The organism is Paenibacillus timonensis (assembly GCF_022427145.1).
Classification (GTDB): Bacteria; Bacillota; Bacilli; order Paenibacillales; family Paenibacillaceae; genus Fontibacillus; species Fontibacillus timonensis.
The window spans coordinates 1-22,611 of record NZ_JAKSXN010000026.1; the positions used below are offsets into that span (position 1 = coordinate 1).

The 22,611-nt window shown below is 55.9% G+C and carries 23 protein-coding genes; 11 read left to right on the forward strand and 12 right to left on the reverse strand.

What is annotated here, in order from left to right:
• Window positions 1-186: 186 nt before the first annotated feature.
• Window positions 187-897 (reverse strand): Crp/Fnr family transcriptional regulator, encoded by a 711-nt coding sequence (locus MJ257_RS11840; RefSeq protein ID WP_178023249.1) that lies wholly within the window; start codon window positions 895-897, stop codon window positions 187-189.
• Window positions 898-1,095: 198 nt separating this feature from the next.
• Here MJ257_RS11840 and MJ257_RS11845 point away from each other — a divergent pair, with 198 nt between their 5' ends.
• Window positions 1,096-1,548 (forward strand): V4R domain-containing protein, encoded by a 453-nt coding sequence (locus tag MJ257_RS11845; protein ID WP_240269433.1) that lies wholly within the window; start codon window positions 1,096-1,098, stop codon window positions 1,546-1,548.
• 152 nt (window positions 1,549-1,700) lie between these two features.
• Window positions 1,701-3,194: a methyl-accepting chemotaxis protein gene (locus tag MJ257_RS11850; protein ID WP_240269434.1), complete on the forward strand. Its 1,494-nt coding sequence runs from the start codon at window positions 1,701-1,703 to the stop codon at window positions 3,192-3,194.
• A 54-nt stretch (window positions 3,195-3,248) separates the two neighbouring features.
• Here MJ257_RS11850 and MJ257_RS11855 read toward each other — a convergent pair whose 3' ends face one another.
• The 6 genes from MJ257_RS11855 to abc-f form a co-directional block, all read right to left on the reverse strand.
• Window positions 3,249-3,593: an EamA family transporter gene (locus MJ257_RS11855; RefSeq protein WP_240269435.1), complete on the reverse strand. Its 345-nt coding sequence runs from the start codon at window positions 3,591-3,593 to the stop codon at window positions 3,249-3,251.
• Window positions 3,577-3,930, reverse strand: a complete 354-nt coding sequence (locus MJ257_RS11860; protein WP_240269436.1) for a DUF2304 domain-containing protein — start codon at window positions 3,928-3,930, stop codon at window positions 3,577-3,579. The genes MJ257_RS11855 and MJ257_RS11860 overlap by 17 nt, the downstream gene beginning before the upstream one ends.
• Window positions 3,931-4,656, reverse strand: a complete 726-nt coding sequence (locus MJ257_RS11865; protein WP_240269437.1) for a glycosyltransferase family 2 protein — start codon at window positions 4,654-4,656, stop codon at window positions 3,931-3,933.
• A complete protein-coding gene (locus tag MJ257_RS11870; protein ID WP_240269438.1) occupies window positions 4,653-5,951 on the reverse strand; it encodes an ArnT family glycosyltransferase in 1,299 nt (432 codons plus the stop codon). The genes MJ257_RS11865 and MJ257_RS11870 overlap by 4 nt, the downstream gene beginning before the upstream one ends.
• 95 nt (window positions 5,952-6,046) lie before the next feature.
• Complete coding sequence (locus MJ257_RS11875) at window positions 6,047-6,727, reverse strand: DNA-3-methyladenine glycosylase family protein (protein WP_240269439.1); 681 nt, start codon at window positions 6,725-6,727, stop codon at window positions 6,047-6,049.
• A gap of 13 nt (window positions 6,728-6,740) precedes the next feature.
• Entirely contained in the window at window positions 6,741-8,729 is a 1,989-nt protein-coding gene (abc-f, locus tag MJ257_RS11880) for a ribosomal protection-like ABC-F family protein (protein WP_240269440.1), read from the reverse strand.
• Between the two features lie 441 nt (window positions 8,730-9,170).
• On the opposite strand from abc-f, the gene MJ257_RS11885 reads away from it, so the two are divergent.
• From MJ257_RS11885 to MJ257_RS11895, 3 genes are all read left to right on the forward strand, one after another.
• The gene (locus MJ257_RS11885) at window positions 9,171-10,025 is read left to right on the forward strand and encodes an amino acid ABC transporter substrate-binding protein (protein ID WP_240269441.1); all 855 of its coding nucleotides are present in this window, start codon (window positions 9,171-9,173) and stop codon (window positions 10,023-10,025) included.
• Window positions 10,026-10,087: 62 nt separating this feature from the next.
• Entirely contained in the window at window positions 10,088-10,756 is a 669-nt protein-coding gene (locus MJ257_RS11890; RefSeq protein WP_240269442.1) for an amino acid ABC transporter permease, read from the forward strand.
• A 14-nt stretch (window positions 10,757-10,770) separates the two neighbouring features.
• The gene (locus MJ257_RS11895; protein WP_240269443.1) at window positions 10,771-11,526 is read left to right on the forward strand and encodes an amino acid ABC transporter ATP-binding protein; all 756 of its coding nucleotides are present in this window, start codon (window positions 10,771-10,773) and stop codon (window positions 11,524-11,526) included.
• A 51-nt stretch (window positions 11,527-11,577) separates the two neighbouring features.
• On the opposite strand, the gene MJ257_RS11900 is transcribed toward MJ257_RS11895, so the two are convergent.
• The 4 genes from MJ257_RS11900 to MJ257_RS11915 form a co-directional block, all read right to left on the reverse strand.
• On the reverse strand, window positions 11,578-12,528 hold the full coding sequence (locus tag MJ257_RS11900; RefSeq protein WP_240269444.1) for a DUF4097 family beta strand repeat-containing protein: 951 nt from the start codon (window positions 12,526-12,528) through the stop codon (window positions 11,578-11,580).
• On the reverse strand, window positions 12,525-13,145 hold the full coding sequence (locus MJ257_RS11905) for an HAAS signaling domain-containing protein (RefSeq protein ID WP_240269445.1): 621 nt from the start codon (window positions 13,143-13,145) through the stop codon (window positions 12,525-12,527). Before MJ257_RS11905 ends, MJ257_RS11900 begins: the two co-directional genes overlap by 4 nt.
• Entirely contained in the window at window positions 13,142-13,468 is a 327-nt protein-coding gene (locus tag MJ257_RS11910; RefSeq protein WP_155608870.1) for a PadR family transcriptional regulator, read from the reverse strand. Before MJ257_RS11910 ends, MJ257_RS11905 begins: the two co-directional genes overlap by 4 nt.
• 271 nt (window positions 13,469-13,739) lie before the next feature.
• Entirely contained in the window at window positions 13,740-15,308 is a 1,569-nt protein-coding gene (locus MJ257_RS11915; RefSeq protein ID WP_240269446.1) for an FAD-dependent oxidoreductase, read from the reverse strand.
• Window positions 15,309-15,491: 183 nt separating this feature from the next.
• Between MJ257_RS11915 and MJ257_RS11920 the strand changes: the two genes are divergently transcribed.
• From MJ257_RS11920 to MJ257_RS11930, 3 genes are read left to right on the forward strand one after another with little or no spacing between them, the layout of a single operon-like run.
• Window positions 15,492-17,159, forward strand: a complete 1,668-nt coding sequence (locus MJ257_RS11920) for a spore germination protein (RefSeq protein ID WP_240269447.1) — start codon at window positions 15,492-15,494, stop codon at window positions 17,157-17,159.
• Window positions 17,149-18,357 (forward strand): Ger(x)C family spore germination protein, encoded by a 1,209-nt coding sequence (locus MJ257_RS11925; RefSeq protein ID WP_240269448.1) that lies wholly within the window; start codon window positions 17,149-17,151, stop codon window positions 18,355-18,357. The genes MJ257_RS11920 and MJ257_RS11925 overlap by 11 nt, the downstream gene beginning before the upstream one ends.
• A 14-nt stretch (window positions 18,358-18,371) precedes the next feature.
• The gene (locus MJ257_RS11930; protein ID WP_240269449.1) at window positions 18,372-19,475 is read left to right on the forward strand and encodes a GerAB/ArcD/ProY family transporter; all 1,104 of its coding nucleotides are present in this window, start codon (window positions 18,372-18,374) and stop codon (window positions 19,473-19,475) included.
• Here the strand turns inward: MJ257_RS11930 and MJ257_RS11935 are convergent.
• Window positions 19,392-19,784, reverse strand: a complete 393-nt coding sequence (locus tag MJ257_RS11935) for a YczF family membrane protein (protein ID WP_240269450.1) — start codon at window positions 19,782-19,784, stop codon at window positions 19,392-19,394. The genes MJ257_RS11930 and MJ257_RS11935 overlap by 84 nt on opposite strands.
• A 155-nt stretch (window positions 19,785-19,939) precedes the next feature.
• Between MJ257_RS11935 and MJ257_RS11940 the strand changes: the two genes are divergently transcribed.
• From MJ257_RS11940 to MJ257_RS11950, 3 genes are all read left to right on the forward strand, one after another.
• Window positions 19,940-20,329: a Fur family transcriptional regulator gene (locus tag MJ257_RS11940; RefSeq protein ID WP_240269451.1), complete on the forward strand. Its 390-nt coding sequence runs from the start codon at window positions 19,940-19,942 to the stop codon at window positions 20,327-20,329.
• Complete coding sequence (locus tag MJ257_RS11945) at window positions 20,302-21,126, forward strand: winged helix-turn-helix transcriptional regulator (protein WP_372489783.1); 825 nt, start codon at window positions 20,302-20,304, stop codon at window positions 21,124-21,126. The genes MJ257_RS11940 and MJ257_RS11945 overlap by 28 nt, the downstream gene beginning before the upstream one ends.
• A 133-nt stretch (window positions 21,127-21,259) precedes the next feature.
• The gene (locus MJ257_RS11950; RefSeq protein WP_240269453.1) at window positions 21,260-22,510 is read left to right on the forward strand and encodes a methyl-accepting chemotaxis protein; all 1,251 of its coding nucleotides are present in this window, start codon (window positions 21,260-21,262) and stop codon (window positions 22,508-22,510) included.
• Window positions 22,511-22,611: the final 101 nt, after the last annotated feature.

The following is a 22,611-nucleotide window of genomic DNA, read 5'->3' on the forward strand; positions in this document are numbered from 1 at the left end:
TTGATGGATTGTTGACGGTAGGCTGGTTGCCTATAGGGCCTCTTTGCACGATTATCCCTTTCGTTCAGGGAGTAGAGTCGATCCGTGATCTGTGTTTTTCGGTAGCCTGAGCCAACGGGATAATCGTGCAAAAAACCGTACGAACAGCGGGGGGGTTAATCTGGCGCCGGAAAACACCAGCCAGCCCTAGGCTTCCCCGGCCAAGCGGCGCAGCGCTGCCGCATCGCGGATCTGCAACTGACGGCCCGAGACGGTGAGCACGCCGTCGTCGCTGAGCTGGCGCAGCTTGCGGCTGAGCGTTTCCGGCGTCGCGCCGATGAGGCCGGCGAGTTCTTTTTTGGATACGGGAAGCATGAATGCTTCGGAGTTCGGCGCGGCTTTGCGGCGGAAATACAACAGCATCTTGGCTAAGCGACGGTCGGCCTCAAGCAAGGTCAGCACGGCCGCCCAGGCGTCGGCCTCCTCCAGCTGCGCGCTGAGCGCGGTCATAAACCGGGCCGCCGTGTTCGGATCACGGCGCAAGATATCGAGGAAATCGCTGCGGAGAATCCGGCAGACGCCGGTCGCATCGGCCGCTATCGCGCTGGCGTAATGGGGCTTCTCCTGCAATAGGGCGAACTGGCCGAAGAAATCCCCGGGAAACAGCAGCCGGATGATATGCTCTTTTCCGTTATCCTCCAGCTTGGTCAGCTTAATGATTCCGCGGTTGACGACAAACAGCGCATCCGAGCGGTCGCCTTCGTGGAAAATGACTTCGCCCTTTTGGTACTGCGAGGTACGCATCACGGAATGAAGCAGATCTACTTCCGCTTCCCGCAGTTGGGCAAAGACGGGGACGTGAGACAGACAGGACGGTGTATTTACCGTATCTCGGGCGTGACAAGCGCAGGAATTCATTAGTTAACCCTTCCTTTCTTGGGATGACATCGCGTTATTTTAACTCTAACGTAACAGTCGATGGATCCAAGGATAGTGATTGTTATCACAATATTTACGCCCCATTCTTGATCCAGATCAAGGCTCTTGGCATGCAGATGTGGCAAAGTAAACCTATCGAGGGAGATAACCCGATGAACGACGACAGGAGGAAGAAGAATGAAAGGTTATACGTTTCATGATCTGCGGCAGATCGACCGCTCCCGGCTGGGAAATCAGGTGCCGCTGGAATTGTTTCGGGCGATCCGGCTGATCGGTATGCAGCAGGGGTTGCCGCTGGAGGGGAAAGGAACAACCGCTTCGATCGGCCGCAAGATCGGCGAAAGCCTGCCCGTAACAACGTTGGACGAGCTGCTTGGCTTATTCGCAGAACTGCGCATCGGCCTGCCGCGAATGGTGGAGCAAGGTGAACGGCTGATACGGATCGCCATTGACGATTGCTTTTGCAAAGGGTTGCCGGTGATCGAGGAGAAGAAAGTGTGCGACCTGGAGGGGGCGATCTTGGAAGGGGCGCTCGGCAAGATGTTAAACCGAAAAGTCAACGTGCGGGAGACGAAATGCAATGTTTGCGGCGACGAGCACTGCGAGTACGAAATCCGAATTTATGAGTAATTGGGGGATGGCCTAGAGGAGTATCTGAAAAAATCGAAAAATGTCGAATAATCAGCTAAATATTAGGTAAAGTTTCTACATAAAACGACATATCCTGCCGATATTGATTTCATACGTCAATACTCTAAAGAGATGCGCAGGAGGTTATGGAAATGGCTGGTCAAGATGTGAGCGATTTTTTGTACAAGGATTTTCGAAAAAGGAACCTATTGATCTGTTTGACTTTAACGACGACGGTCATTTTGAGCCTCGCCATCCTGTTAGGACTACATACGAGCGCCATGGTTACCTCGCTGATCGTGATCCCGAACGCACTGATCTTGTCGCTGGTTTGGGGGGGATACGTGACCCGAAAGAAAGAAAATTGGATCCCCTATATCGCTATCGTGGGCATATTTATTACTTCGATGATTACCGTTCTTCAAGGAGGCGGGGGACCGCTCGGCGCGGTTTCGGCTTTCTTCGTTCTAAGCGTCGGCATCATGTACAATGATTTCAAGGTGGTCATGACCGGACTCGTCGCGGCTTTGGTGGTGATTCTGGTCAAATATACGGCGTTTCATGACCCGGCTGGCGAAGGCTCCAATATTGCGGTACTGCTGTATTTCTTTGCCGTGACCGCATGGGTGCTGCTGGCCCAATCCTCACTGGGACGCAAAATGCTGGCTAACTCGGCGAGAATGAATAAGGAAACGACGGAACTCTTGGCGCGTGAGCTGGAACGGGAGAAAATTACGTCTGAAGCAACCCAGACGATTGCGGTTAGCATCGGGGAAATCCGCGGCAACAGTCAGGACAACTACCATGCGTTTCAGGAAATGGCTACGGCATTTCAAGAGATGGCTTCCGGTGCGGCCGCACAAACGGAAACGATCGGCGGAATCTCGGATACTATCGTGACCTCGAACGGATACATCGACCGGATGACGACCGCTTTAAACGAGTTGGTAGAGACGGTGTCGGAAACCAAAGCGGCTTCCGGCGAAGGCGCGGCGGTCATCAGTCAATTGACGGAAACCATCGACCGCTTCCACGCGAACATGAATGCGATGAAAGAGGATATCGGAGCGTTGATCGGAAATATCCATCTCATCGCCGAACTGACCGCCTCGATTCGCGAAATTGCTGAACAAACGAGCCTTCTATCGCTAAATGCAAGCATCGAAGCGGCTAGAGCGGGCGAGCAGGGGCGCGGGTTCGAAGTGGTAGCTCATGAAATCCGCAAACTGGCGGACTTGACGAACGAATCCGCCAAACGAATTACGGATAATGTGGGTCAAGCCACGCATCAGGCCGATTTGTCCCAGGTACGGCTGGAGGAAAACGTCAAAGACATGGAACAGAGCCTGGCGCTGGTAAAGAAAACGGAAGGTGCGTTTATGTCGATTAACACCAACGTGGAGGAGCTGGCGCAAGGGGCAGTCGAAATGACCGACGTGGCCGGTTCGGTGCAGGAGAAGACGGACGAGATCGAGCAGGCGGTTAACGACTTTGTCGCCGTGGTTGAGCAGTCTTCGGCTACGCTGCAGGAACTGTTGGCTACCGTTGACACGTTGACTTCGCAGAACCTGCCGATGGTCCGTCGGATCGAGGAAACCGACCAGGCCGTCAAACAGCTGGTTGACATGAAATCGCAGGCGAAATAAAGTCATACCCCTAAAATAAACGGCTTGGTCCATGAGACCAGGCCGTTTTGTCCGTTATTTCGCCAGCAAATACACGCCGAGCAAGATGACGACTACGCCGAACAGCTTGGTCAGGGTGATCGTTTCGTGGAATAAGAAATAAGCCGGAACCAGCGCCAGAACATACGCCAAAGCCTGAAGCGGATAAGCGACGCTTAGCGGGAGGCGGGATAACACGACAAACCATAGCAGCGTAGCCAGTCCGTATAAACCGACGCCGCCGATCACTGCCGGCGAGGTCGCCAGCTTGCCCCAATGAAGACCTCCGGAACGGCCTAGACCGATTTTAAACAGGATTTGCCCGGTCACGAGTAGCAGGATATTGCCTAGCAACAGCAAATAACTAATGGTTTTGTCCATGGTCACGGACCGCCTCCCGTTCTTTAAGGATGACGACTTCCTGGGTCAAGCGCAGCACTTGGGCCGTCAGGCGGGTAATCACGATCGTCAGGTGCAGGATAAACGCAAAGCAGAACAGCAGGCCGAACAGGAAAAGCACGGCGGGAGCATACTTCACGCCAAGCTTGGCGGCGAGCCATTCGACGAAATGAACGTTCATAGAGCAGACCAGCAAAACTACGCTGAACAGGATCCAGAGCAGGGAGTACTGCTCCCGCAGTTTTTGGCGGCGCACCAGTTCCAGGACGAATACCAGGAACAATGCGGCAACAAACACGGAAAGAATATAGATCGCCATTTAGTCCGTCACCGCCGTCCGATGCAGCGGGCGGCGCAGCGCGCTCATGAGCACGGATAACGTCACCTTCACCATGTAGTAAGCGGAGCGCCACGGCGTTATCGACGATCTTCCGGTGGTGCGGGGGCGCATTTCAACCGGGATCTCGGCGATCCGGCAGCCTTGGCGTTTCAAGTACACGATCGATTCCACCTCGGGATAATCGGTCGGATAATACCTGGCATACAATTCGATGACCTTGCGCCCGGCGGCACGGAAGCCGCTGGTCGTGTCGGTGAAGCGTTCGCCGGTCACCCAGGAGACGAGCCGGGAGAAGAAGGCGATCCCCATCCGTCTCGCCGTGGAAGATCGGAAGGTCGCCTCCCCTAGGAACCGGGAGCCGATCACGAGGTCCTGCTCCGTAATTCCGGCAATCAGCTTGCGCAATTCTTCAGCCGGATGCTGGCCGTCGGCGTCCATCTGCACGGCGATGTCATAACCCATTTGCTTGGCGTAGAGATAACCGGTTTGCATGCCTCCACCGATGCCGACGTTGTAAGGCAGCGTCAACACCTTGGCTCCGGCTTCCCGGGCACAGCTCTCCGTGCGGTCGGTGGAACCGTCGTTGATCACGAGGATATCGGCCTCCGGCGCGTGCTCCCGCACCTCCCGGATCACAGAGCCGATGCTGGCCTCTTCGTTATAGGCCGGTATGATGACGAGAATGCTCAAAGGTTCGAGATTCATGAGGCGGCAGCCTCCTTTCGTGCCGACCTTTGATGCGAGCAGCGGAAGAACCGGGCGGACAAGTCGCCGAGCAAAAAAGATCCGAACAGGATCAGCAGCGTCATATTGGGATAGCCGTAACGGTTAAACGCTACGAACGGAACGTAGATCACCGTGAAATAAGCCAGCGCCAACAGGAGCGGGAGCAAGCGGTCCAGCTTCAGGCGGTGCGAGGCCATCGCCCACAGGATACCGGCCATGTTCACGTACATCATCACCTCTTGGGCAACGTTCATCACCGGACGGTTGACCGGCCAAAACGGGCGCGAGTAAAACGGATGGAAATACAGCTCCACCCATCTCCCCAGCGTATACCAATACAGGTATTTCATCGGCTCATGCGTAAAACCGTAACGAAGGATGTCCAGACCTTTGCGAATGGCCGCGGAATCGGCGCCTTCGAAGATCGTTTTTGGATCATATTGGGGGTAGGCTTCGAAAAAGCCGGCCGGCGGCAACTGCCAACGGATACGCGTACCGAGGAGAAACGGGCTTCCGCCGGAATTGGTAAACAGGATAAATTCATGAAACGTCACCCAGTTGCGGATCCACCAAGGCGTCAGCAGCAGAGCATAGGTTCCCCCCATGAGCAGGGTGTATTTCAACATCGTTCGCCAAGGAAGCTTCGTGCGCAGCCAAATGACCAGAAGAACGGCCGGGTACAAGGAAGCGTGCGGCTTAAAATAAGCCGCCGCCGCAGTCAGGACGCCGATCAGGACGTATAGGGCCGCTCCGCCGCGTTCCATGGCCAGGATCGTGCAACAGACGAGGAGCAGCAGCAGCGTGCGGAAAGTCGTTTCCGAGAGAATGACCCCGGAGGAAAAGTAATCGGGCGGGTACAGGGCAGACACCGTGCAGGCGATCAGTGCCGCACGGGTGTTGAAGATGCGCCTGCCGATCCAGAAGATGAGGTAGATGCACAAGGTCTGCAGAAGGCACTGGAATAGGCGGAAGGCGACGATGCCGCCCTGCTCCTGGCCGAAAACGGCCATAAACCCGGACAGCATCAGCGGCAGCCCGGGCATGATGAAGGCGGAAGGCGCCTCCTTGGTATTGTAGGCTAGTACGCCTTCGTTCAGCAGAAGACGAGCGGACTGAATATACTTCACGTCATCGTTGTTCGGGCGAACCGGGTCGCCTAAGAGGAAGTAATCGTTGTACATCAGGACGACAAGGCTCGATACGATTCCCACAAATGCCATCAGACCGAACAGATACCACTTGGTCGGGCGGCGGACTTCGGATAACGAGAACACAGCGATTCAACCCCACTTTGTTTGATTTTTGTCTCTAAAAATAGGCATGATCCCCTTCTATTTTATATTATATCCAATATATTCCTGTGACAAGCTTAATCTGTCCGGACGCCGCCCAGCCGCTCCCTAAAGGTTTCTCCCGAATCGACATGCCCTCGGTTGATGGCTTCCCATAAATACAGCGAAGCAATGGAGCCGTAAGACGGCCACCGCGTGGCCGCTTGTTGCAAGTATTTGCGGTCGTCCCGATCTTCCATGTCGTACACCCATTTGGCCGCCCGCTGCAGACCGGCATCGCCGTAGGACACGACATGTTCTCGGCCGAGAGCGAAGATCAGGAACATCTCCGCCGACCAGCGGCCGATGCCTTTGACGGAGACCAGCTTCCCGATGACTTCCTCATCCTCAAGCTCCTGCAGCCGGTCGAGGTCGATCTGTCCGGACAACACTTTGTCGCTTAAATCTTTCAGATAGGCGACCTTTGAAGCGGACAGCCCGGCTGCCCGCAAGTCGGCGTCGCTTTGGGCCAACAGGGCGGCCGGGGACAGATCCCCGGCCAATTCGATCACCCGGCCGCGAATGGTGGAGGCGGCCTTGACCGAGATCTGCTGGCTGATGATGGAGCGGGCCAGCTCGGTGAACAGGGGGCCTTGCGGTTTGGTCGCAAGGCTTCCGATCAGGGCGATCAGCCGGCCCATCCGGGGATCGGCGCTGGCCAGCGCCTGGGCCCGGGGTTCGTCCGGGTGCAGCTCAAATACCGGTTTCCCGAGGTTCATGGGATAACCTCCTTTAGTTTGGATTCTCCTCCAGCAGCGTGACGTACTGCTGGAGGAGTTCGTCGGCGCGGAGCTGCAGGGCGTCACGCCGCTCCTGCAGCTCTGCGAGCCGCGCGGCGTCGCAGGCAGCCTCCGGCGCCTGCATCGCCGCGTCCACCGCCGCCAGCTCCGCTTCGGCGGCGGCGTAGTCGGCCTCCAGCTTCCGCACGGAGGCCGGGTTTGCCCCGGGCTTGCGCGCCGCTCCCGCGGCCGCATCGTCTTCCGCGCGGGCGGCGCTTGCCGCGGCGCCCGCGCTTCCGCCTGCGGCGGCCGGGCCCGCTGCGCCGGGCCGATCGGCCGCGCGGCCTGCAAGCCCCGCGTCCCCGGCGGCGGCGGTCTTCCGGGCGAGATCCGCCCGGTAATCCTCGTACCCGCCGAGGGTGACGGTCAGGCGGCCGCCCGCCAGCGCCCACACCTGCCCCGCTACTTTATTGATGAAGTAGCGGTCGTGGGACACCGCCAGCAGCGTGCCCGGGTACTCTTCCAGCGCCTCCTCCAGCGCTTCGCGCGAATCGATGTCGAGGTGGTTGGTCGGCTCGTCGAGCACCAGCAGGTTCGGCTTCCGGTGCATCAGCACGGCGAGCCGAAGCCGCGTCCACTCGCCGCCCGAGAGGCTGCTCACCTTCTTGAATACGTCGGCGCCGTAGAATAGGAAGCGGGCCAGCTGCCCGCGGGCTTCGCCCGCTTCGAGGCCGATCTCGTCGCGGAAAAATTGCAGGACTGTCTCGTCGTGATCGGCAGGGGCTGCCTGCTGGGCCAGGTAACCCGGTTCAATGCGCGAGCCGAGCCGGACTTCCCCCTCTTGCGGCGGCTCCTGGCCCAGGATGTTCTTGAGCAGGGTGCTCTTGCCGGCCCCGTTGTCGCCGATCAGCACGGCCGCCTCGCCATAGCGCAGCGTGTGGGTCAGGCCGCGGTACAGGATGCGCCCGCCGCGGGCGTCGCCCACGTCCTTGAGGACAATCGCGTCTTTGCCGGAACGGTCCGCATGCTCCAGCTCCAGGCCGATGCGTTTCCGTTCCAGTATCGGCCGTTTGAGCTTGACCATACGGTCCAGAGCTTTTTGCATCGAAGCCGCCCGCCGGTGAAAGCCGGGATTCGGCGGGTTGGACCGGTTGCCCCATTCGATCAGCTGCTTGATCGTTTCCTGCATCTTCTTGATCTTCTTCTGCTGTTCCTCGTAATCGGCAAATTGCTGAAGCAGCCGGCGTTCCTTCTCTTCCTTGTAATAGCTGTAATTTCCGTGGTAGGTGAACGCTTCTCCGTCCTCCAGCTCAATGATCTTGCCAACAACGGCATCGAGGAAATAACGGTCATGGGAGATGATGACGCACGTTCCCGGGAAGGTGCGGACGTATCCCTCGAGCCACTCCGTAGCCGCCATGTCCAAATGGTTGGTGGGTTCGTCGAGCAGCAACAAATCCGGCTCCCGCAGCAAAATGACCGCTAAGCCAACCTTCGTCTTCTCTCCGCCGGACAGCGAGGCGAACGGGCGGACGAATTGTTCTTCCGGGATGCCGAGGCCGCCGGCGACCCGGGCGATCGACGCTTCAATGTCGTAACCGCCGCCGCGTTCGAACGTCTCCTGCAGCCGGCCATATTGCCGAAGCAGCGGATCCAACGCGCCTGAATCGCCGGCTCCCGCCATCTCCGCTTCCAGCCGCCGCATCTCCGCTTCCAGGCTTCGCAAATCCGCGAACGCTCCAAGCAAGACGTCGTAGACCGTTTCTTCCCGGGAATAATCGGGAATTTGCGCCAGATTGCCGATCCGGGCGTTTTTTGGAATGGACAGCAGCCCTTGATCCGGACGCTCAATGCCGGACAGCAGCTTCATGAGGGTGGTTTTCCCCGCACCGTTGCGGCCGATCAGCCCGACCGTATCGCCGGTTTTAATTTCGAACGTCACATCGCTCAGCACCAACTCGGCGCCGTAAAACTTTTGTATATTTTGACCTTGGATCATCATGGCAATGTTTATCTCCTTTAATCCCATGCCGTCCATACAAAAAAAGAAGGCAGCAGGAAATCCTGCTGCCTTCAAAGCTCACGCGTTCGCGAGGTTAAGGTAGGAGCGGCATTTCGCAATTTGGTTTGGATATCGAGTTTCCGAAAAAGGACAGACTTCTCCCGTTGTCGGCTGCTGCATGAACATTGCCAAACATTGCCATCGGCAGTTGGCTCACTCGACTCCACGCAAATTTGCGATCCACTCTACCCACCTCCTTCACGAAATAATTACGCCAATTATATTCGTAAATTTTTGGGAAATCAAGTCTTTATCTATTGAGCATACTAGAGGGAGTAAAAAAATATTTGATGTCTCGTGGCGAATTGTGTAATATTCGATTAAACCCAGTGATTTTGTAGGGAATAAAAACACCAAATGGATAGACGGGGGATGGATTGGATGAAAAAATGGAGTTTATTGCTGTTGACGCTGGTTCTGACCGTGCTGGTTGCGGCTTGCGGCAACAACAATACAAATAATCAGGCGGCGGGCAACGCAGGCGCTAACCAAGGCAGCGAAGGGAATGCTGCCAACGAGCAGCCGGCGGAGCAAAACTCGTTGGAATCCGTGAAAGCCAGCGGTAAGCTGCGGATCGGGACGGAAGGCACCTATGCGCCGTTTACGTTCCATGACAAGGAAGGCAAGTTGACCGGGTTCGACGTGGAGATTGCCCAGGAAGTGGCCAAACGCCTTGGCGTAGAGCCTGAATTTATCGAGACGCCGTGGGACGGTATTTTCGCCGGACTCGACGCCAAACGGTTCGACGCGGTATTCAACGAAGTGACGATCCGCGATGACCGCAAGGAAAAATACGATTTCTCGGATCCTTATATCGTATCCCGCGCCGTGTTGATCGTGCCGGAGGACAACGAGGACATCAAAACCTTCGCCGATTTGAAAGGAAAGAAAGCCGGACAATCGCTGACCAGCAATCTGACGGATATCGCCAAGGCGAACGGTGCGGAGATCGTTGCGACGGAGGGCTTTAACCAAGCGATCGACCTGCTGTTGTCCAAACGGATCGACGCGACGGTCAACGACGGCTTGTCCTTCCTCGATTTGAAGAAGCAAAGACCGGACGTGAAGCTGAAGGTCGTTGACGAAATGCCGGATGCGGCGGAGAGCGCGGCTTTGTTTAACAAGGGCAACGAAGAGCTGGTGCAAGCGGTGAACGAGGCGCTGGCGGCGATGAAATCCGACGGGACCTACTTGAAAATCTCGGAGAAATACTTCGGGGAAGATGTGTCGAAATAAGCTCTTCAACAATCGGAGGCGGCCCTTGGGGGCCGCTTCCTTCGGAAAAGGATGCTTGAGCGATGGATGAACGCATTTGGAATATTATCGTGGACTCTTTCCTCCCCCTGCTGAAAGCAGGGGTTGCCTTTACGGTTCCGCTGACGTTAATTACGTTTGCGTTAGGACTGGTGGTGGCGGTTCTGACCGCGCTTGCGCGGTTGTCGAGCTTCGGTCCGCTGCGGCAGCTCGCCAGGTTCTACGTTTGGATCATACGCGGGACGCCGCTGCTTGTTCAATTATTCATCATCTTTTACGGTCTTCCGACCATCGGGATTACGCTTGACCCGTTCCCGGCCGCCGTCATCGGGTTTACGCTCAGCGTCGGCGCATACGGTTCGGAAATCGTGCGGGCGGCGATCCTGTCGATTCACGAAGGCCAATGGGAAGCGGCTTTTTCGCTGGGCATGACCCGGCTGCAGGCGCTGCGGCGGATTATCCTGCCGCAAGCCTCGCGGGTTTCGGTACCGCCGCTGGCCAACTCCTTCATCAGCTTGGTGAAGGATACGTCGCTGGCCGCTACCGTCACGTATACGGAGATGTTCCGCACCGCCCAGCAAATTACGGCAACGACCTATGAACCGCTGGTCGTTTATTGCGAAGCGGGCTTGATCTATTTGATTTTCAGCACGATCCTATCGGCGCTGCAAAACCGATTGGAGAAGCGGCTGGACCGCTTCACCGCCCGGTAAGGAGGCCAGACATCATGATCCAAATCCGCGATTTACATAAGTCGTTTGGTACCCAGGAAGTTTTGAAGGGAATCAATCTCGAGGTCGAGCAGGGCAAGGTGCTGGTCATCATCGGGCCTTCCGGGTCAGGGAAGACCACCCTGCTGCGCTGCCTAAACCTGCTGGAAACCCCAACGAAGGGAGCCCTCCGGATCAGCGACGTTCAACTGGAATTCGGTGAAGGCCGGAAGCCGAAGGCAAGCGAAGTGCTCGCGTTGCGCAAGAAGACGGGAATGGTGTTTCAGGCGTATTACTTATTCCCGCATATGACGGCCCTCCAGAACGTGATGGAGGCTCAGGTCCAAGTGCTGAAGAGGAGCAAAGAGGAAGCGCGTCGGGTCGCCCTAGAGCTGCTGAGTAAAGTGGGTCTCGGCGACCGGGCCGATTTCTATCCGCATCAGCTGTCGGGCGGCCAGCAGCAGCGGGTCGGGATTGCGCGGGCCATGGCCGTGAGCCCGGACGTGCTGTTATTTGATGAGCCCACATCGGCGCTGGACCCAGAGTTGGTTGGCGAAGTGCTGAAGGTGATGAAGGAGCTGGCCCTTGAGGGACGGACGATGGTCGTCGTCACCCATGAGATGAAGTTCGCCGCCGAGGTTGCCGACCGGGTCGTGCTTATGGACGAAGGAATCATCATCGAGTCGGGAACGCCGGACCAGGTGCTGAATCATCCGTCCAGCGATCGGGCCCGGGCTTTCCTGAACCGGATTGCGCAGCGGGAAATCGAATAACCAAGAGGGGGTCGGAGTTCATTACACTCCGGCCCCCTCTTATTTATTGTTCTAGTGGATGCGAATGTTGCCGGAAGTCGTCCGAACCTTGATCAGATCCTGCGTCTGGCGCAAGGAATCCGGAGCGGTGATGTTCCCGGAACCCGTATGCAGGTCATAGAAGCCTTTGAACTGCGCATCGGTCGACAGCGACGCATTGCCGGAGCCCACGGAGATGTCCAGGTTGTCGGAGCGCTGCTCCGACAAGGTGATATTCCCTGAGGTGGACTTAAAGCTGCCGTCGCCTGTAAACCGCTCAAACCGGATATTGCCGGAGCTTACCGAAGCTTGGACGGTTCCTTGCACCTGGTTGGCCGTGATGTTGCCCGAGGTTGATTTGGCAATCAAGTCGCCTTGCAGCGTGTCGATGCGGATGCTTCCCGACGTCAGCTTGATCTCCGCATTGCCCCGAATGTTCTCGGCCGTAATGTTGCCCGACGTAGAGGCCAAGCTCATCCGGTCGCTCGTGATGTTTTCCGCGCGAAGGTTTCCTGAGCCGATGGACAAATCGATGTCACCGGCGCGGAGCCCGCGGAATGTACCATTGCTGGAGCCGGATTTGTAACCGATCCGATCCAATTCGCCCTTATCGCTAAGCGCGACGGTGATCCGCTGCTTGGTGGACTGGAAATTGACCGAGAAGAAGGTCCAGTCGAAGTCATCCTGCAGGTCTAACTTCAGCGTGTCTCCTGAGATTTGGGTTGCTTTCAGCGCGTCGATCGTCTTTTGCTCCATATTGCCGCTAACTTCCACGTAATTCGTCCCGTCGGGGCTGTCGATCAACTCGAGCTCGATGTCGTAGTCGCTATCGACGAGCAGCGTCTTCAGGGCACCTTGCTCAAACGTCCATTTCTGCTGGTGGGACGGCAGTTGCTCCCCGAAATCAAAATGCTGGTAAGCCATGCCGGCAAACCCGGCCAGAATCAGCAGAACCCCTATGAACGACCATCTCTTCGTATTCATGCTTGGTGATCCCCTTTCGCCACCCGGACATTCCAGCGCAGGAAAGCGGCGCTGAGCCGGAGCATTCCTTTATAAGCGTATCGCGTGACGACGGCGAGCAGAATGCCCAATCCGACGGCCGCGACCGATGCAAATATTTTCGCCGTGAAAATATCCCCATGCCATACATACTCCAGGCCGAGGAGCAGGGGACTTAGGATTCCGGCGGCAGCGCTGGCGGCTAAGCTGACGACCACAGCCCAAAAGGAGATCAACAGCGGAACGGCGATGAGATTGATAAAGAACAGGCCGATGTAAACCATGACGCTGGTGAAACCGCTGCGCCGAGCACCGGCTCTGCTTCCATAAACTCCTGCCGTTGGAGCTTCCGGCACTGCAGCGGGCTCCGCACCTCCAAACCAGTACACATGCTCCCGAGGCACGTAGCGGTTGCCAATAGCCTCCTTCGCCAGCTCCGCCGGGTCGCCCAGCTCCAGAACGATGTCTTCCTCCGTCCGGCCGCTTTCCAAACCAAAGGCGAAGTGGGCCTCGTAATCCTCCAGCAATTCGTTTTGCTCCTCCGGCGGAAGAACCGACAAATGGGCCCGGAGATTCGCCAAAAACTCGCTTTTATTCATAAACGGCTTCCTTTCTCGATTAATGTCGAAACATTATGCACGAACTGTTTCCACTCTACGACAAGTTTCTGGGTGTACGCTTCGCCTTCGGGAGTCAGCTTGTAATATTTACGCGGGGGACCGCCTGTGGATTCCTGCAGGTATGTCGTGCAATAACCTTCACTGACCAGCCTGCGCAGCAGAGGATACAGGGCCCCTTCGGCCACCTCGATATGCTTCGATACCGATTGGGCCAGTTCGTAACCGTACCGGTCGCGGCCTTGGATCAACACCAGCACGCATAGCTCCAAGGCGCCTTTCTTAAACTGGATGCTGATATCCAACCATGCTTCGCCTCGTTTCCTATGAAATGGGATGTTCGTTTTGGGTTTCAATAGTACTGAACATTAATTAGTATCTTTGAAAGCATAATATCATACAGTACTGATTAAAGCAAGGTAGTGAACGAAAAAAGGCATCTGTTCCGTTCGCCCCTTTGCATTCAAGGAAACAAGTTGGACAGATGCGCTTAATTTGCTTGTTCAAAAAGCCTATGGAAGCGGAGCCTCGACGGGTTGGTACGTGGTACCGAAAGGGCGGAAGGCTGGGTGAAGCTCAGCTTTTGGCTTGCTCGGGTTGACGATGGAGGCGAGGGAGCGCCTCCGTGGCCGGCCCTTCGATCACTCCACCCTTGAAATCGAATCTGGACCCGTGACAAGGGCAGTCCCAAGAACGTTCTGCTTCGTTCCATTTCACCTCGCAGCCCATATGGGTGCAAGTCGTATCCACGAGATAGAGCAGTCCTTCCTCGTCGCGGTAGGCCCCGGCCCGTTTGCCTTGGTGCTTCACCACGCCGCCTTGGCCGGGAACGAGATCCTCCGGCTTCAGGTGGACGATTTCAAGCTTGCCGGTCACGAATTCCTTGGCCACGTCCGCGTTCTGGGTTACGAAATGCTTGATCGAGGGATCCGCTTTAAAACGGGATGGGGTAAACAGCTCGACATAGCGGTTTTCCTTCTCCAGGATGAGGTCGCGGATCATCAGCGCGGACAATGCGCTGGAGGTCATCCCCCACTTATAGAAACCCGTAGCGACGTAGATATTCGGATGGTTCGACGTAATCCGTCCGATATAAGGAACTCCGTCAAGGGTCACTAAATCCTGCGCCGACCAGCGGAACGGAATCGATCGGATTCCCAGCGTCTCCCGTCCGAATTTCTCCAGGGTTTCGTAGGATTGAATCGTGCAGTCGTTTTTGCCGGTTTTATGCGACTCGCCGCCGACGAGGACCACCTGTTTCCCGTTGAGCTCCGCGGAACGGAGCGAGCGCGTGGGGGAGCCGCTGTTGATGTACATCCCGCCGGGATACTCCTTCTCCGGCTCGATGGCAACGACATACGAACGCTCGGCATGCAGCCGGGTGAAAAATAACCCCTTCCCGTCAAAAAACGGATAATGGGAGGCGGATACCGCGTGGCGGCAAACGATGCGGTGCCCGTCTTCCGAGGTGAGGCGAAGGCGTCCGTCCGGCTCCGGTTCGGCGGCATCCTGCAGCGTCGTGTGCTCATACACGATGCCCCCGTGGGACGTGACATACGCCAGCAATTCGGTCAAATAGTGAAGCGGGTGGAATTGGGCCTGATTTTTCATCACGACGGCCCCTTTGGCCTGCAACGGCAGATCGAGGGAATCCCGCCACTCCGCGGGAAGCCCCAAACGTTCATAAGCCCGCCACTCGGCTTCCAGCTTGTTGAGCTGGTCGTTCGAATCGGCATACAAATAAGCATCCTCCTGGCGAAACTGACAATCGATCTTTCGTTCCTTGACCGTCTCGGCGACCCAACGGAGCGCTTCTTCATTGGCTTCGAAATATAACCTTGCGCCTTCCTCGCCGAAGTGGCTGATCAGCTTGTCATAAACTAGCCCGTGCTGAGCCGTGATTTTAGCGGTCGTATACCCGGTCGTGCCGTCCAGGATTTGGCCGGCCTCCAGAATCGCGACCTTAACGCCGGCTTGCGTCAGCAAGTAAGCGGTGGTGATTCCGGTAATCCCGGCGCCGACCACGGCGACATCGGTCTCGATGTCCTCGTTTAGCTTGCCAAAGTTCGGCAGAGGCGTCGTTTGGCGCCACATCGATTCCGGGAACCGCGGAAGTCCACCGGACATAAAGGGGATGTCCTCCATTTTAGGCTTCCTCCTGTCTTATTTTTTTCCTTATACTAGGGAGCCGTATCGGATACATTATTTCCCGTTCGCGATCAGAAAAACCGCCGAACCCTCGTATGCGGGTACGTCGATTCCTGTCGCATGAAAAAGGCAAGAAAAGCAAATAATGGGGACAAGATACGCAGAACAGGAGTTGCTGACATGCAGCGCCATTTATCCCGAGGCCGCTCAGGCCGGCAGAACAAAAGCAACGGACAACCACAGATCACCGGGGACTTGCAGCAAATGCTGGACCGCATCGTCGCGGAATCCGGACACAGTCCCGATATCGTGATCCGTCATCTCAAAATCGGCGGCCCCGTTCCGACTCCCGTGAAGGCGGCAATCGTTTATCTGAATGCCCTCAGCAACCAGCAAATGATCAATAATTTCGTCATTAAGCCCTTAATGGAGTTGGACCCCGAAAGGGTTAACGCTTATCCTACCGATCGGCTCATGAAATACATTCTGGAGGATGCCTTGACCTTGGGAGAGACCTCCGTCGTTAATGAATGGAACGATATCATGATGGCCGTTCTTTCGGGGGACACCGTGCTGCTGGTGGATGGCAGCGACCAAGGGATCGTCTCCGGCACGGCGGGCGGGGAATGGAGAGCGGTCAACGAACCCACCTCGCAATTGGTTGTGCGGGGCCCCAAAGACAGCTTCGTGGAATCGATCGCTACGAACATCTCGTTGATTCGGCGGCGTATTAAATCGCCTGATCTTTGGCTGGAGTCGATGAAAATCGGCTCCGTGACCCACACCCATGTGGCGATGATGTACCTGAAGAGCAGCGCCGATCCGGATTTGGTAGCGGAGATCCGCCGTCGGCTAAAGGAGATCCGAATCGATGGCGTCCTGGAGTCTGCTTATATCGAGGAGTTTATTCAAGATAAGACGATCACCCCTTTTCCAACGATCTATAATACGGAGCGCCCGGATGTCGCCGCCGGAAATCTGCTGGAAGGACGGGTGGTTGTGCTTGTCGACGGTACGCCGTACACTCTAATCCTGCCTACGGTTTTTGCCCAGTTCATGCAATCGCCGGAGGATTACGCCCAGCGTTTTGACATCAGCATCCTCATGCGCGTCATCCGCTACATCTGCTTCGTGATCCTGTTGCTCGGTCCGGCGGTTTACGTCGCCTTGACCACCTTCCATTACGAGATGATCCCCACGCTGCTGTTGGTCAGCTTAATGGCCCAGCGCGAAGGGGTGCCGTTTCCGGCCTTCGTGGAGGCCGTCATCATGGAAGTCGTATTTGAGATTTTGCGCGAGGCCGGGGTGCGGATGCCGCGGGCGATCGGCCAAACCGTCTCGATCGTTGGCGCGCTGATCCTGGGCCAGGCGGTCGTCGAAGCGGGGATCATCACGCCGATTATGGTTATCGTCGTGGCGCTGACGGGAATCGCCAGCTTTGCTTTGCCTTCGTATAATCTGTCGATCGCAGGCAGGCTGTTCCGATTCTACTTCTTGGTACTTGCCGGTTTGTTCGGCTTTTACGGAATCACGCTCGGTTTGATTATGCTGATTGCACACATGAACAGCATCCGGTCGTTCGGCGTTCCTTACCTGTCACCTTTCAGCCCGTTCGTGCCGCAAGCCCAGAAGGATGCGATCCTGCGGTTGCCGATTTGGATGCACGGATGGAAACCGCTGATGACCTCAAGCCAACAGGATGTTAAGAAAACGGGGGAAATCAAACGGATGAGCGGGGGCAGTTCCGGAGAGGCTCAGGGACAGTCCGACCCAACCCAGAAAGGCCAGGAGCAAAGCGTCGGGCGCGAATCCGGTCAAAGAAAGAAGGCGGACCCGGATGAGAAATAGGGGGCTGTTGTTATTGGCCATCCTGTGTGCCGTGTTGCCCCTGTCCGGCTGCTGGGATGCGGAAGAACTGAACCGGCGGGCCGTCGTCTCCGGGATCGGGATTGATCGGGCACCCGGGGAACAGGAATATCGGGTTTCCTTTCAAGTCATTATCGCCGATGAAATCTCCGGGAAGAGTGGTAGAGGCGCTACCCCGACGATGGTCTATTCCGCCCAGGGGCGGTCCGTTATGGAGGCGGTCCGCAAAGTCTCCCTCTTGGTGCCGAGGCTGGTTTCGACGGCCCACACCCGAATCGTGGTCATTTCGGAGGAACTGGCCCGGCAGGGGATTTCCGATATCGTCGATTTTCTGGACCGGGATTCGGATATCCGCCTTACGACGAAAATCTACATTGCGAAGAACGGCGTTCAGGCGCACGACATCATCTCCGGGCTTACTCCCATGGGGAAAATCACCGCATACTCGATTGCCCAGAAAACCGAAATGACGGCCCAGGAATTCGGTGCCAATTATCCCATCGAACTGGATGATATCATTCGGGATTTGCTTGTGCCGGACTCCGGACCTGTGATTAACGGCGTCGATATCTTGGGAAGCGCCAAAGAGGTCGGAAAAAAAAGCAATCTGGAAAAAACGGACAACCTCGGGATTATTCGCATGTCCAATTTGGCCCTGTTTAAAGGGGATAAGCTGAAGGGGTGGCTCGACGAGGAAGAGAGCCTGGGGCTGGTCTGGATCAAGGACAAAATGAACAAGACGCCGATCATCATCGCGCCGGATGGCCTGGGGGAAATCTCGCTCGACGTGCGCAGAAGCAAAACCTCGATACGAGTGATCCCGAAGGATCCGGAGCATCCCGTCGTCGTCGTAAAAGTAACGGCTCAGCTGTCGATCCGGGAGATGGACAGCACGATCGACCTGCGCGATCCCGCGGCCTTGAGTGCGCTGGAGGTTTATGTTAACAAGGAGATCGTGAAGAAAATGAAATCGGCCGTCAGCAAGGCCCAGTCCCTGAACAGCGACATTTTTTGTTTCGGGCAGAAATTTGAACGCCAGCATCCGAAAGCGTGGAAGCAGTTGAAAGGCAAATGGTCCGACCTCTTTCCGAAGCTGGAAGTCGAATATCAGGTCGACTCGATTGTCCGCAATTCCCAAATGAGGGACCGCTCTTTCAAGTACGATCTGAAGGAAGAATAGGAGGCGAGATCAAGTTGGAAACCACGAAGTTTAGTCCGCTGCAATTTTTCTCCCTGCTGGTCTTGTTTCAGCTCGGAACCGCCCTGGTTGTCAACTTGGGGATGGAGGCGGGCAAGGACGCCTGGATCGCCGTATTATCCGGCATGATCATCGGGATGCTGCTATATCTGGGATATGCCTTCCTTTACAACACCTTCCCGGATAAGCTTCCCACCCAGTACAGTCGAATCCTGTACGGCAAATATGTGGGCGGGGCGATCGGCCTCGCCTATTCGGTGTTTTACATGAATAAGGCCTCCCGTGATTTGATGGACGGCGGGTTACTGGTTTTCGCCTCAACCTTGAAGGAAACCCCGTTGTTCGTCATTAATATGATGATGATCCTAACGATCGTTTACGTGCTGCACAAGGGGATCGAGGTACTGGCCCGTACAGCGTTTATCCTTCTCTGGATCGTGTTTCTGATCGGAATCGTTATTTTGCTGCTGGTGTTGTTTTCCGGAATCCTGGATTTCGCCCGGATTCTTCCGGTGCTCAGCAATGGCGTCCAACCCGTACTGAAATCCGTCTATCGTCAAAACTATCAATTTCCGTTCGCGGAAAATATTTGCTTCACCATGCTCATGCCATTTCTGAACAATCAAAAGGCGGGGGTTCGGGCAGGGCTCATTTCTGTGCTGCTATCCGGGCTCATTCTGTCGGGGACGGTCGTGATTACGATATCGGTGCTTGGCGTGGAAATCGCGGAGCGTTCGATTTTTCCGCTATTAACGATGGTCGGGAAGGCCTCGATTGCCGACTTTATTCAACGGACGGACATTTTAGTGGTGATGGTGCTGATCATCGGCGATTTTTTCAAGATTTCGGTTTATTTCTATGCGGCGGTCATTGGCACTTCCGATCTATTTCATATTCCGTACCGGAAAGTCCTGTATCCGTTAGCCTTGATCGTGTTGTTTTCTTCGTTGACCATTGCCCGAACCTACAGCGAGCACGTAAAAAAAGGCGGTGACGTGCTGTACATGATGGATCCCTTATTTTACGTTGTTCTGCCCGCCGCCTTGATTGTTGCTGCCGCGATTTATCGATTCCGCTCCCGACGGCAGACCGGAACTTGAATCGTCTAGCGGCACGGAGGAATCTTTGTCCGCCATGGCGTGCATGGACCCTCCGTGCAGGCCGGCCCCTTCGCCGGAATTTTGCCCATCCTTCTTCCGCTTGCGGCTGGCGAGGTGCAGGATATCCGGAACAACTAGGAACAAGACTAGGAGATAGGCAAAGATCCGCTCGGCAGGATCGGTCAGCGAGTAGTTCCAGTTGATGATAAAGTTATTCCATGGAAGCCCGATCAGCACGTCGACCCAAACGGTATAGCCTATCGTAAATACGGCGATGAGGAGGGTAATCAGATATTTTCGGATCAACAAAGAGATTCCTCCTGATTCGTAGGTGATGTACAGTCTGGCCTTAGTATGCGGGAAAGGGTGCTGGAACATGCAGGGAAACCGGGGTCAAGGGAATTGACGAATTATAAAATAAGACTTATACTAATTCTAAAAACAACTACAGGGATTGATGATAAATGAAAGCCTTAAATTTAACGACTCAGCGCCAGGCGGTGTACGATGTCGTCCGTAACGCCACCGACCATCCGACGGCGGCGGAAGTGATGAACCGTTTGGTCGAGCAAGGATATAATTTCGCTTACGGCACGGTCTACAACTCGCTGCGTTATTTGACCGACAAGGAACTGATTCGCGAATTGAAGCTGGGCGAGGCGGCCAGCCGGTATGATGCGAAGCTTGACGACCACCAGCATATCTTGTGCGAGGTATGCGGCCGCGTGGATGAAGTGATGTCTCATGTGCCCGAAGAATGGAACCGTACCGTGGCTAAGGAAACGGGATATGATGTACATCATGCCCACGTCGTATTTGGGGGGGTGTGTCCGAATTGTCAGCAGAAGAAGTGATTCGGGAAGGAATTTCGGGTAAAACCGTACCTTTCCGCCGGCCGTCCGGCGTCGAGGTTGCCGAGCAAGAGGACTTGATGCCAGAACGGGTGGCTTGTCCGGTAACGCAGCGCGTCATTCTGGTCAGTCCGTTTCCGAGCGATGTTCATGAACTGGTGCGTGATTTGTCCGAAAATTGCTTTGACGTTCTCGTGTTCCATCACTGGGAGCAAGGTATTCGCAACGCTTTGGCTGCCGACTTGCTAATCTTCGATTTAACCTCCTACCGGGAAGACGATGAGATGGCGGCCGTCCGCGCGCTGGTGGGACAGGAAACCGGCGGAACCCCCTCGCTCTTGCTCGTCAAGGAGTCGATGCTGGGACAACTGGACCAAGGTTTGATGAATCAAGAGCTCCTGGTTTGGCCAACCCGGCCGATGGAGATCGTATATCATACGCAGCGAATTATCCGCAGCAGCGGCCCTCGGCCGTTGTCATCCCGTCTGCTCGCCGGCACTTCGCCAGCCATCTTCAAGGACTTATGGATCGACCGCAAGAAGATGGCCGTTTACCGGAGCGGCGCTAAAATCGAACTGACCAAAACGGAGTACGAGCTTCTGATCAAGCTACTTGAGCAGGAAGGAACCGTCTTGTCCCGCGAAGAGCTGCTGTCCGAGGTATGGGGGACTTCTTTTCTTGGCGGCAGCAATGTCGTCGACGTTCATATCAAGAGTCTTCGGAAGAAGCTCGGTGACAAGGCCGCAAGCCCGACCTACATTACCACCGTCCGTGGCGTAGGCTACCGGCTAGCCGATTAATCCATGCTGCATCATGAACGAAGCCGTTTGTCGATCCGACAAACGGTTTTTTGCGTCTATATTCAAGCCCCGAAAGAGCGAGTATAATTTAGGCTATAAATCTATTACTCCGTTAAAAAAGGAAGGGTCTGCTATGAAAAAACGCGTAAGGTTATCCCTGTTACTGACAACGATACTGGTAGCGATTATCCCATGTATTCTGGATGTGGTGCTAAACGGTGAAGTCGAATCGACCTGGTACCCGATTGCGGGCATTTCCGTCATACTGGCGGCCGTAGCCGCCTGGATATCGATTCGCATGATCGCCGTGCCGCTCGATCGTTTGACGGATACCACCAAACAAATCAGCGAAGGGGATTTAACCAAACGCGTAGACTATTTGAACCGTCCGGATGAGATCGGCGTTCTTGCCAATCAATTTCAACGGATGGTGGACCATCTGCGGGAAATGATTGCAAGCGTCCGGGATACGACGAACCAGGTCGTCACCTCGTCCGAACAATTGTCGGCCGGCGCGGAGCATACGGCGAAAACGATCGAACAGGTAGGCGTAGCCATTCAAGAGATCGCGGTCAGCAGCGAACGTCAGCTGTCGGAACTGGAAACCGGAGCCCAGGGGATGGGAGAAATGTCCCGCCAGGCCGGTATTATGTCGGAGCAAGTTTATACCGTTAGCGAAACGATGGAGAAGACGACGGTAGCTGCTGAGGAAGGAAACTCTTCCGTGCTAAGCGTTGTGGAGAAAATGGAACGCATCCAGCAGACGGTTGATGAGCTGGGAGAGGTTATTCGGACGTTAGGCGAGCATACGGCGAATATCGGAGGCATCGTTGAAGTAATTACGGGGATTGCCCAGCAAACTAACCTGCTGGCGCTGAACGCATCGATCGAAGCCGCACGGGCCGGCGAGGAAGGCCGGGGGTTTGCGGTGGTTGCTTCGGAGGTACGCAAGCTGGCGGAAGGGTCCGAGCAATCCGCGAAGCAGATAGCAGAGCTGATCGGCAGCGTCCAGGCTGAAGTCGAGCGGGCAGTCGTTTCGATGGAGGACGCCAAGCAAGGCGTTCAAGAGGGAATTCTCGCCGTCGATACCTCCGGCCGTTCCTTCTCGCGGATTCGCAAAGCGGTTCGCAGCGCCGCTGACAAGATGGAAGGGATCGTCGCGGGCGCTAAAGGGATGACGATCGGAACTGAAGTCGCAAAGGAGTCCATTAAGGGGAACCGGCAGGTATCCGAGGAGCTTGTCAGTAAAACGCAGACGATTTCCGCCGCAGCCGAGGAACAGCTCGCATCCGTGGAGGAGATCGCGGCCTCTGCAGCCAATCTGTCCCGGATGGCCGAACAGTTAAAGGTTATGGTGGACAAGTTTAAGGTGGATCGGAAGTAATGCTTTAATCTTTTATTCCAAGCTCTCCGGCTGGCAGCCGGGGAGCTTTTTTTGGTCTACATAGATTTTCCAAAATGGTACATTCTACATCATGTCAACGA

Coding starts and splice junctions, on each gene's coding strand:
- MJ257_RS11840 (WP_178023249.1), bottom strand. CDS start 897: ATGAATTCCTGCGCTTGTCACGCCCGAGATACGGTAAATACACCGTCC.
- MJ257_RS11845 (WP_240269433.1), top strand. CDS start 1,096: ATGAAAGGTTATACGTTTCATGATCTGCGGCAGATCGACCGCTCCCGG.
- MJ257_RS11850 (WP_240269434.1), top strand. CDS start 1,701: ATGGCTGGTCAAGATGTGAGCGATTTTTTGTACAAGGATTTTCGAAAA.
- MJ257_RS11855 (WP_240269435.1), bottom strand. CDS start 3,593: ATGGACAAAACCATTAGTTATTTGCTGTTGCTAGGCAATATCCTGCTA.
- MJ257_RS11860 (WP_240269436.1), bottom strand. CDS start 3,930: ATGGCGATCTATATTCTTTCCGTGTTTGTTGCCGCATTGTTCCTGGTA.
- MJ257_RS11865 (WP_240269437.1), bottom strand. CDS start 4,656: ATGAATCTCGAACCTTTGAGCATTCTCGTCATCATACCGGCCTATAAC.
- MJ257_RS11875 (WP_240269439.1), bottom strand. CDS start 6,727: ATGAACCTCGGGAAACCGGTATTTGAGCTGCACCCGGACGAACCCCGG.
- abc-f (WP_240269440.1), bottom strand. CDS start 8,729: ATGATGATCCAAGGTCAAAATATACAAAAGTTTTACGGCGCCGAGTTG.
- MJ257_RS11885 (WP_240269441.1), top strand. CDS start 9,171: ATGAAAAAATGGAGTTTATTGCTGTTGACGCTGGTTCTGACCGTGCTG.
- MJ257_RS11890 (WP_240269442.1), top strand. CDS start 10,088: ATGGATGAACGCATTTGGAATATTATCGTGGACTCTTTCCTCCCCCTG.
- MJ257_RS11895 (WP_240269443.1), top strand. CDS start 10,771: ATGATCCAAATCCGCGATTTACATAAGTCGTTTGGTACCCAGGAAGTT.
- MJ257_RS11900 (WP_240269444.1), bottom strand. CDS start 12,528: ATGAATACGAAGAGATGGTCGTTCATAGGGGTTCTGCTGATTCTGGCC.
- MJ257_RS11905 (WP_240269445.1), bottom strand. CDS start 13,145: ATGAATAAAAGCGAGTTTTTGGCGAATCTCCGGGCCCATTTGTCGGTT.
- MJ257_RS11915 (WP_240269446.1), bottom strand. CDS start 15,308: ATGGAGGACATCCCCTTTATGTCCGGTGGACTTCCGCGGTTCCCGGAA.
- MJ257_RS11920 (WP_240269447.1), top strand. CDS start 15,492: ATGCAGCGCCATTTATCCCGAGGCCGCTCAGGCCGGCAGAACAAAAGC.
- MJ257_RS11925 (WP_240269448.1), top strand. CDS start 17,149: ATGAGAAATAGGGGGCTGTTGTTATTGGCCATCCTGTGTGCCGTGTTG.
- MJ257_RS11940 (WP_240269451.1), top strand. CDS start 19,940: ATGAAAGCCTTAAATTTAACGACTCAGCGCCAGGCGGTGTACGATGTC.
- MJ257_RS11950 (WP_240269453.1), top strand. CDS start 21,260: ATGAAAAAACGCGTAAGGTTATCCCTGTTACTGACAACGATACTGGTA.